Source organism: Ancylobacter sonchi (genome assembly GCF_018390695.1).
Taxonomy (GTDB): Bacteria; Pseudomonadota; Alphaproteobacteria; order Rhizobiales; family Xanthobacteraceae; genus Ancylobacter; species Ancylobacter sonchi.
In genome coordinates this window covers 621,880-628,841 of sequence record NZ_JAHBGF010000046.1, presented here as the reverse complement: position 1 = coordinate 628,841, position 6,962 = coordinate 621,880, and the positions used below count along the sequence as shown (strand labels likewise).

At 70.4% G+C, this 6,962-nt stretch carries 5 protein-coding genes; 1 reads left to right on the top strand and 4 read right to left on the bottom strand.

Annotation, left to right across the window (positions count from 1 at the left end; translation table 11 throughout):
• Nucleotides 1–273 precede the first annotated feature (273 nt).
• Nucleotides 274–1,851 carry a TerC family protein gene (locus KHC28_RS27120; RefSeq protein ID WP_214011477.1) on the top strand — a complete coding sequence of 526 codons (1,578 nt, stop codon included), beginning with the start codon at nucleotides 274–276 and terminating at the stop codon, nucleotides 1,849–1,851.
• Here the strand turns inward: KHC28_RS27120 and KHC28_RS27115 are convergent, their stop codons facing one another.
• Genes KHC28_RS27115 through KHC28_RS27100 form a run of 4 tightly spaced genes read right to left on the bottom strand, consistent with a single transcriptional unit; the run spans nucleotide 1,852 to nucleotide 6,764 of the window.
• Entirely contained in the window at nucleotides 1,852–2,958 is a 1,107-nt protein-coding gene (locus KHC28_RS27115; RefSeq protein WP_214011476.1) for an MBL fold metallo-hydrolase, read from the bottom strand.
• The gene (locus KHC28_RS27110; RefSeq protein WP_214011475.1) at nucleotides 2,958–4,655 is read right to left on the bottom strand and encodes an ABC transporter permease; all 1,698 of its coding nucleotides are present in this window, start codon (nucleotides 4,653–4,655) and stop codon (nucleotides 2,958–2,960) included. Before KHC28_RS27110 ends, KHC28_RS27115 begins: the two co-directional genes overlap by 1 nt.
• Before the next feature lie 27 nt (nucleotides 4,656–4,682).
• Nucleotides 4,683–5,633: an ABC transporter substrate-binding protein gene (locus KHC28_RS27105; RefSeq protein WP_214011474.1), complete on the bottom strand. Its 951-nt coding sequence runs from the start codon at nucleotides 5,631–5,633 to the stop codon at nucleotides 4,683–4,685.
• Between the two features lie 15 nt (nucleotides 5,634–5,648).
• Nucleotides 5,649–6,764 carry an ABC transporter ATP-binding protein gene (locus tag KHC28_RS27100; RefSeq protein ID WP_214011473.1) on the bottom strand — a complete coding sequence of 372 codons (1,116 nt, stop codon included), beginning with the start codon at nucleotides 6,762–6,764 and terminating at the stop codon, nucleotides 5,649–5,651.
• Nucleotides 6,765–6,962: the final 198 nt, after the last annotated feature.

Sequence of the window (6,962 nt, the reverse complement as noted above, 5' to 3'; positions counted from 1 at the left end):
CCCGCGCCAGATCGCCGGCTCGGTGGTCGCCCTCGCCGGTGTCGCGCTGGTGCTCACCGGCCGCCCGGCGCCGCTGCGCCCCCGCTGACGACGCGTCCCCGCTCCGATGCGTTGCCCGCTCCGGTGGGTTGCAGACAGGCCCACCCGCGATGTTAGTCTCTCCCTGCCGCAGGGTCGGGATGTCCACGCATTCGTGAAGACTTTTGTCTTCCCGCTGCGGCAGCTGCCATGCCCTTGTGGGGCGATATCGATTCCCTGTCCGGAAAAGGAACCATGCTGTTCGAATGGATTGCCGATCCCGCCGCCTGGGCTGGCCTGGCGACGCTGATCGTTCTTGAGATCGTTCTCGGTATCGACAATCTCGTCTTCATCGCCATCCTCGCGGACAAGCTGCCGCCGGCGCAGCGCGACAAGGCCCGCATACTCGGCCTGTCGCTGGCGCTGTTCATGCGCCTCGCCCTGCTGGCCTCGGTGTCGTGGATCGTCACGCTCACCTATCCCTTGTTCACCGTGCTCGGCAGCGAGATTTCCTGGCGCGACGTCATCCTGATCGTCGGCGGCCTGTTCCTGCTGTTCAAGGGCACCACCGAGTTGCACGAGCGGCTGGAGGGCGGCGGCGAGGCCGAGCATTCCAGCCCGGTCCATGCGGTGTTCTGGCAGGTAATCGTGCAGATCGTCGTGCTCGACGCGGTGTTCTCGCTCGACAGCGTGATCACCGCGGTCGGCATGGTGCGCGAGCTGTCGATCATGATGATCGCGGTAGTGGTCGCCGTCGGCGTGATGATGCTGGCGAGCCGGCCGCTGATGAGCTTCGTCAGCCGGCACCCCACCGTGGTCATCCTCTGCCTCGGCTTCCTGCTGATGATCGGCTTCAGCCTCATCGTCGAAGGCCTCGGCTTCCACATCCCCAAGGGCTATCTCTACGCCGCCATCTGCTTCTCCATCCTCATCGAGGCGGCCAACCAGATCGGCCGGCGCAATGTGCGCAAACGCGTGACCACCATGGATCTGCGCGACCGCACCTCCCGCGCCGTGCTGCGCCTGCTGCGCGGCGGACAGAGCGCACCGCAGACCTCCGACGAGATCGCCGTCATCGCCTCGACCATGGGCGAGGCCGGCGCCTTCAGCCCGGAGGAAAGCGCGATGATCGAGCGTGTCCTCACCCTCGCCGAGCGACCGGTACGCGCCATCATGGTGCCGCGGGTGGACACGGTATGGCTGGACATCGCCGATCCGCCGGCCGTCATCCTCGACGAGATCCGCCGCAGCGGGCGCTCGCGCTTCCCGGTCTGCCGGGAGGAGATCGACGAGGTGCTGGGCGTCGTGCACGCCAAGGACCTCCTCGCTCAGCACCGTACCGACGGCACGCTCGACATCGAGAAGGCGCTGCGCCAGCCGCTCTACGTCGCCGAGACGCTGCCGATCCTGCGCCTGCTCGAGCAGTTCAAGACCTCGCCGGTGCACATGGCGGTGGTGGTGGACGAGCACGGCACCTTCGAGGGCATCGTCACGCCCACCGACATTCTGGTCGCCATCGCCGGCGACCTCCCCGAGCTTGCCGGCGAGGAGACGCCCTATGCCGTGCGGCAGGAGGACGGTTCCTGGCTGCTCGACGCCCGCATGCCGGTCGACGAGGTGGAGCGTGCCCTCGGCCTCGACGATTTGCGCGAGGATGGCGATGAATTCGAGACGCTGGCCGGCTTCGTGCTGGAGCGCTTCGGCCATCTCCCGGCGGTCGGAGAGGCGGTAGAATGGCGTGGCTGGCAGTTCGAGGTGCTGGCGCTGAAGGGGCACCGCATCGACCGAGTACGTGCCGGCCGGGTCGCCGTCGCCGAGGCCGATGCGCGCTGATCAGGCCTCGGCCAGCTTGAACTCGCAGGAGAAGCCGGGCTGGTCGGTGACGATGCGCAGCTCGGGGAACAGCGTCTGCAGCGCGCCCATGCGCGCATGCGGCAGGAAGGCCGGCAGCATCACCGAGGGCCGCACCGCCGCCACCAGCGCCCGCAGGCCGTCGCGATTGGGGTGGACGTTCCAGCGCCGCAGCACCGCCTGTCCCGATGCCAGCAGGCGCTCGGCCGCCGAGCCCTCGGCGACATGACCGGTAAAGACGATGTCAGCCTCCCCGCTGGCGGCGAAGCGCTGCGTCAGCTCGGCGGAAAGCCCGCGTTCGGCCTGCGCCCCGGCGACGATCATCGCGCCCGCCGGCCGGCTGTCGGCGGTGAGCTCCGCCGTGGTCTCCAGCAGTTCCGCCGGCCAGTCGCGCAGCGCCGGCACGGCGGCGGCGGGATGCGCCGCCAGCGTCCGTGCCACCGCTCGCGTGACGGCGCACAGCGCCACCGGCACCCCGGCGCGCTGGAAGGCCAGCGCCATCTCCAGCGCCCGCCCGGCCGGCGGCGCCGGCAGCAGCAGCGGCCGCCGACGCGCCCGCTCCACAAGGTCGAGGATCTGCCGGTCCAGCGGCTCCTCGGCATCGCCATAGCTGGCGTCGCACACCAGCGCCGACGCGGGTGGAGGCGGCGCGCAGGGAAACAGCGCGCTCTCGGCGGAATAGTCGCCGGTGTAGAGCAGGCCCTGCGGCCCGCCGATGCGCAGCCACACAGCTCCCGGCGCATGGCCGGCCGGCCCGGTCTCGATCTCCAGCCCGGCGATCACGGTGGAACCGCCAATGGGCAGGTCGCGCGCCGCTTTCAGCCGCGCGTCGCCCAGCGCCCGCACCGGCGCGGTCGCGTAGACCGGCGGGTCACCGACCTCCGACGCGAGGTCGAGCGCGCCGACATGGTCGGCATGGCCGTGCGAAACCAGGATCGCGTCCACCTTCGGCACCCCGCCGAGATGCGGACGGCGCCCGGCCTCCGGCCCCTCGCCGAGGTCGAGCAGCACTCGCCGCCCTGCCATTTCGAGGAGGAAGCAGGCCGGTCCCTTCACCCCCCATCCCGACAGGGCAACGAGGCGTCGCATCAGTGCAATCCCGTGAAGTGGGCGCCGGCGAAGCGGCGGAGCGCGGCGATCAGCAGCATCGGGATCAGAGTGGTCAGCACGATGGCAATGAAGCTCATGGTCATCCCCAGCCCGACCGATCCCTGCTCGAACTGCCGCCAGATGAAGCCGGCTATGGTCAACATCCCCACCGGCGCCACCAAGAGCGAAGCGACCAGCTCGCGCGAGGCCACCGCGAACACCAGCAGCATGGAGGTGATCAGACTCGGCAGGATCAGCGGTAGCATAATGCGCCGAAAAACCGTGAGGGGTCCAGCGCCCGCCACCCGCGCGGCGGCCTCCAGATTGTCGCCGATCTGCTGGAAGGCAGCGGTGGCGTAGCGCACCGGCTGCGGCAGCAGGATGCAGCAATAGGCCAGCAGCAGGATGAAGGTGGTGTTGTAGGGGGTGAAGGGCAGCGCCGGCTGGTTCCAGGCGAGGATCATGCCCACCGCGACGACGACGCCGGGCAGCGCGCTCGGCAGCATGGCGAGCGCGTCGAGCACCGGCCGGCCGCGTCCCTGCCCCTTCACCACCGCATAGGCGGTCAGCGCGCCCAGCGCCCCGGCGACCAGCGCCGTGCCGATGCCGAGGCTCAGCGAATTCGCCAGCGCCTGCAGCGCCCCGCCGGCATTGCCGAGCACCTCCTCGAAATTCTGCAGGCCCATATTCGAGGGTTTCAACCCGCCGGAAATGGTCTTCGACAGCGCGGTGGCGAGGATGGCAGCGAGCGGCAGCCCGGTCGCCAGCAGGGACACCAGTGCGAAGCCGGCCGCCACCGGCAGCGCCCACGGGCCCAGCGCCCGCTTGTCCTTGGCCTGCGGCTTGCCGCCCACCGTGTCGAAATTGCGCGAGGAAAGAATGCGGCGCTGGATCAGGAAGGCCACCAGCGACAGCGCCACCAGTAGCAGCGACAGCACCGCCGCGCCCGGCAGGTCGATCGGCCAGTCGGCGATCCGCCCCTCGATGCCGGTCACCAGCACCTGGAAGCCGAACCGGGTGCCGAGCGCCGCCGGCGTGCCGTATTCCTCGATGGCGAGCGCGAACACCAGGAGCAGGCTCGCCGCCAGCCCCGGCGTCGCCAGCGGCAGGGTGATGCGCCAGAATGCCCGCGCCGGCCGCGCCCCGAACACCCGGCCGACATCGGCATAGCGGGTGCCCACCGCCTCGATGGTGCGCGACACCGCGAAATACACCACCGGGAACAGGTTGAGGGTCATGATGAGGATCATGCCCGGCACCGAGAACAGCAACGGCCCGAGATTGATTCCGGTCAGTTGCTGGAGATAGCCGCGCGGCTGCATCGTCATGATCCAGCCCAGCGTGGCGATGTAGGGCGGGATCATGAACGGCACCAGGAAGGCGACGTCCCATATCAGCGCGCCCGGCACCCTGAACAGCGCCCGCGCCACCGCCAGCGGCACGCCGATCAGCGTGCAGCCGGCGACGACGCCCAGACCGATGATCAGCGTATTGCCGGCGAGGCGCAGCAGCGCCGGGTCGGCGAGCAGCTTCGGCACGTGCTGGAGCGGCGCGGCGAACGAGCCGCGCCCCAGTTCGGGGAAGATCGCCTGCAGCACGATGAAGACGAAGGGCACCGCCACGATCACCGTGAGGCTCGCGCCCGCGATCCAGCCGATCGGGCCGTGGCCGCCCGCCTTCGCCGCCGCCGCGCGCACCCCCGCGCCCGCCTGCCTACCGGTCGCTCACTTGCCGAACACCTTGGCGAATTCGGCCAGCGTGGCGTCGCGCTTGCCATAGACGGCGGCGGCATCGACCGGGAGGATCTTCAGCTCGGAGATCAGCGGCCGGTTGGCCTTCACGTCGGTGCGGGCCGGCATCAGATAGGTCGCCGCCACCGCCTTCTGGCCCTCGTCGGAGAGCACGTAGTCGATGAATGTCTTGGCGTCGTCCTGCTGCTTCGACCAGTTGAGGATCATCATCGGGCGCGGCGCGATCACCGTGCCGGAGGCCGGGAAGATCACGTCGATGGACTCGCCCTTCGCCTTGGCGGCGAGCGAGATGTAGTCGACGGCACCGAACACCGCCGCCTTGGCACCCTGCATCACCGGGTTCAACGCCTCGGCATTGGCGCCGGCGACGATGGCACCGTTGGCGGCGAGGCCCTGGAACAGCTTCCAGCCATCCTTGGCCTGCAAGGCGGCGGTCAGTTCGAAGGAGGCGCCGGACTGCGCCGGATCGGGGATGGTGACGAGGTCCTTGTATTCCGGCTTGGTCAGGTCGGCCCACTCGGTCGGCTTCGGCGTGCCGGAGGCCGGGTTCCAGGCGATGCCGAGCGCCGAGATGCCCTGCGCCACCGCGGTATCGTTCTTCAGGAAGGCCGGCACCTTCTCGGCGTTCGGGCTGGTGTAGCTCACCAGCCAGCCGCGCTTGGCGAAGTCGGTGGCGGTATCCCACGAGGCGGAGATCAGCACGTCGACCACCGGATTGGCGGCCTCGGATTCGATGCGGGCCATGATCTTGCCGGTGGTCGCCTGGAACACGTTGACCTTCACGCCGGTCTTGGCGGTGTAGCCGGCGGCCAGCTTGTCGATCAGCCCGCCGGGGCCGGCGGAATAGACGGTGATGTCGGCGAAGGCGGCGGTCGTCGCGATGAGCGACACGCCGAGGGCGAGAGCGAGGGAAAGGACGCGCATGATCGGCTCCTGGAGCTAGGCGGCGGCGGAAGACGTCCCGGGGGACGAGGCCGTGGGGGATGAGGTGATGGGATCGGCGAACCAGCGCAGATCCTGCGGCGGGCAGAACAACCCGACGATCTCGCCGATGGCGGCGCGGCGCGGGCTGGTGATCTGGATGTCGAGCTCGGTGCCGCAGAGGCGCAGCGTCAGCACATGGCCGTCGCCGCGGAAGCGGCTGCGGATCACCTCGGCGCGCGGGCGCCCTTCGACCGCCGGGCCGACCAGCGTCGCCCGGCCAGGCAGCAGCAGCCGCGCGGTGTCCGCCGCCGGCCCGCCGGGGCCGACGCTCATGCTCGTGCCCTCGATCAGCCAGCCCTCGGCGGCGCGGCGCACCGGCAGCACGCAGCCGAGATTGAGGAACTCCGCCACTTCCGGGCTGGCGGGTGCGGCGGTCAGCGCCTCCGGCGCGGCGAGCTGGGCGATGCGCCCGCCGCGCATCACCGCCACCTCGTCGGCGAGGGCGAAGGCCTCGGTGCGGTCGTGCGTCACATAGATGGCGGTGAGGCCGAGCTGGGCGACGAGGGCGCCGATCTCGCCCACCATCGCCTCACGCAGTTCGGGATCGAGATTGGACAGCGGCTCGTCGAACAGCACCAGCTGCGGCTCGGCGACAATGGCGCGGGCGAGCGCCACCCTCTGCTGCTGGCCACCCGACATGTCGGAGGGCCGACGCTCCGCCATGGCGCCGAGGCCGACGCGCTCCAGCGCCGCCGCCACCCGCGCGCGCCGCTCGATGGCTGGCACGCCGCGCATCTCCAGCGGGAAGGCGACATTGGCCGCCACGCTCATATGCGGCCACAACGCGTAGTCCTGGAACACCATGCCGAGGCCCCGCGCCTCCGGCGGCACGAAGCGGCCGAGCGCGGCATCGGCGACCGGCGTGCCGAGGAGCTCGATCCGCCCGGCGCTCGGCACCAGCAGGCCGGCGATCAGTTGCAGCAGGGTGGTCTTGCCGCAGCCGGAAGGCCCGAGCAGCGCCAGCACCTTGCCCGGCGCCACGTCGAAGCCGACCTCGTGGAGGATCCGCGCCGGGCCATAGCTCAGGCCGAGGCCGCGGACCGAGACCGCTGGGCTTGTGTCTGAGGACATGAGGGATCCGGATGCAAACGATCCGGGCACAGCTAAGCGAGCCGCATGACACTTGCGTGACGGTTACGCGACACCGGCGCCGCCGGCACGGCGCGCGCGCCTGTCGCGACGACGTCAATCCGGCGTCGGCAACGAAAGGCACCCCCGCCGCCAGCCGGGGCGGATATACGCAAGGGTCATCGTGCGAGGGGAACCCGC

Bases quoted from the DNA above. Each gene is read 5' to 3' on its own strand.
- KHC28_RS27100 (WP_214011473.1), bottom strand. From the start codon at position 6,764: ATGTCCTCAGACACAAGCCCAGCGGTCTCGGTCCGCGGCCTCGGCCTG.
- KHC28_RS27105 (WP_214011474.1), bottom strand. From the start codon at position 5,633: ATGCGCGTCCTTTCCCTCGCTCTCGCCCTCGGCGTGTCGCTCATCGCG.
- KHC28_RS27115 (WP_214011476.1), bottom strand. From the start codon at position 2,958: ATGCGACGCCTCGTTGCCCTGTCGGGATGGGGGGTGAAGGGACCGGCC.
- KHC28_RS27120 (WP_214011477.1), top strand. From the start codon at position 274: ATGCTGTTCGAATGGATTGCCGATCCCGCCGCCTGGGCTGGCCTGGCG.